Origin of the sequence: Gemmiger formicilis (genome assembly GCF_016901605.1) — a bacterium.
GTDB lineage: Bacteria > Bacillota > Clostridia > Oscillospirales > Ruminococcaceae > Gemmiger > Gemmiger formicilis_B.
This window is the reverse complement of sequence record NZ_JACJKP010000296.1, coordinates 1-1,765: the sequence shown is the minus strand read 5'-3', so window position 1 is coordinate 1,765 and position 1,765 is coordinate 1. Positions and strand designations below refer to the sequence as shown.

The 1,765-nt window shown below is 50.0% G+C and carries 2 protein-coding genes; both read right to left on the bottom strand.

Going from position 1 to position 1,765, the window contains the following annotated elements:
• Positions 1-193: 193 nt before the first annotated feature.
• The gene (locus H6B10_RS14335) at positions 194-868 is read right to left on the bottom strand and encodes a hypothetical protein (protein ID WP_204652220.1); all 675 of its coding nucleotides are present in this window, start codon (positions 866-868) and stop codon (positions 194-196) included.
• A gap of 37 nt (positions 869-905) precedes the next feature.
• A complete protein-coding gene (locus H6B10_RS14330) occupies positions 906-1,655 on the bottom strand; it encodes a hypothetical protein (RefSeq protein WP_204652219.1) in 750 nt (249 codons plus the stop codon).
• Positions 1,656-1,765: the final 110 nt, after the last annotated feature.

The following is a 1,765-nucleotide window of genomic DNA, read 5'->3' as shown; positions in this document are numbered from 1 at the left end:
ACACAGTCCCGAACCAATCTGAACGGGGGAAACAACAGTTCCCGCAGCGCGGATACTTTTACGGACGGGAGATTCAGCTGCCCGTCGCCGCACTGGCGGAGCAGCTTTTTCATGTTTTCGTTTGCGATCCAGTTCATTGCGTTCACCTGTGACGGTTGGATTGTTCGTTGAAAAAGGGGGCCTATGGCAGACTTCAGGAATCGCTGGCCGCCGCATCCGGGACGCTTTGATCGGATACGCCGAAGGGATCGGGCCAAAAATCCCACAGGTTGAACCCATCTGCCTTTTCTTTGGGAGGATCTTCCGCGTAGACATCCAATCCCAGCTCCAGCAGTTTCCCCGGTGCAAAGTCTTCTTTGAGATTCTCTTTCTCATCCCAGGGGAGCAGCGGCAGCAGTTCTTCCTCGGTGCGGTCGTAGCGGACAAAGGTCAGCGGCAGATCATCATCGGAAAACAGAATGTTTGATTCGGGATATACATCCGTTTCTTCCAGTGTGAATTCTTGGGGGGTATAATCTATTACTCCACTCCACAAGTATTTGTCTGCACTGATATTCGGCGTGTAGATTGTTTCCACGGAATAGGCTTTGGAGAAATCAAGAATCGCACCATTTGGCCCAGTCAGGTAGACCATGGTTACAGGAATGATCTCTCCGTCTTTTTCTATCTCTCCGTAGGAATAGGAAAAATTTTGCTGTTGGGTTACGGCTATACAGGCATGGGCTTCCTCGCACACCCAAATCGAATTAAGGAAGTTAAACGGTTGTCTTGAAACTGTAGGATCGCATCCAGTAAGGATAGAGGTTGCCACGGCGCCCAGAGCCAGGAGCCATACGCAGTGTTTTTTCTTGTTTGACAATATACTCATATACAAAGGTGATCCTCCGATGTGTACCCAATACCCATTATCGCAAGGAAAAATTGTGCAAAGCCACGCTTTGGGAACGAACTTTCTTGGATGTTACATCATTTTCTGTTTGAAAGTCCGAGAGCGGTTCAAAAATCAGACCTGGGCAGACGGCTTGGATGGCATTTTCATCCGTTGCAGTTGAATCGGGAAAGACGATCATCAGACAGTCCCACTGGGGGACGGTTCGCTGTATTGTTTGAATTGTTTCAAGGACCGTAACGGCCGGAAGCTCTGTGATTGATGTTTCGGGAAGGGAAAGCACCAGGATTTGCCGATCAAATGGGACATTCCATACATCCTGCGGGGAATATTCATTTTGCCCTTGAAGAGGCAGTTTGCAGAGCTCCGGTGAATCAAGGGAAATTCCCAGTTGAATATCCTTTCCCCAAAAGGATTTCAGCGTGTCCGTCCATTCCTGATAGAGCCATTCCGCGGCTTTTTCCTGAAGAAACGAATCCGTGACAACATGCCATCTGCCGCCGGAATCGTTGAGGTGAAGTGTAAAGGCCGGTTCCTTGGATGAACTTTCCGGCTGGATATCGACCCGACAAATGTCCATCACAAAATCATACTGGATGGTTTCTATGGAATAGCCGAAATCATAGGTTTTCCCCATATACTGGCGGGACGCCAGATCCACTTTTCTTTCTCTCCACAGGTTGTTCCCCAGGATCAGCCCCATTCCGAGCACCAGGAATCCACCCAAGAAAACAAGACCCTTTTGTATCACTTTATATGCACGCATAGTGGTTCACCTGAAGTACGATCCTGGCACGCAGTACCGGCACGATGCCCCCCGGAACATTGCTCGGGGGGGCACTGGCCTACGCGCAGCCCTTCCTTACTCGGCGGGCG

Bases quoted from the DNA above. Each gene is read 5' to 3' on its own strand.
- H6B10_RS14335 (WP_204652220.1), bottom strand. From the start codon at position 868: ATGAGTATATTGTCAAACAAGAAAAAACACTGCGTATGGCTCCTGGCT.
- H6B10_RS14330 (WP_204652219.1), bottom strand. From the start codon at position 1,655: ATGCGTGCATATAAAGTGATACAAAAGGGTCTTGTTTTCTTGGGTGGA.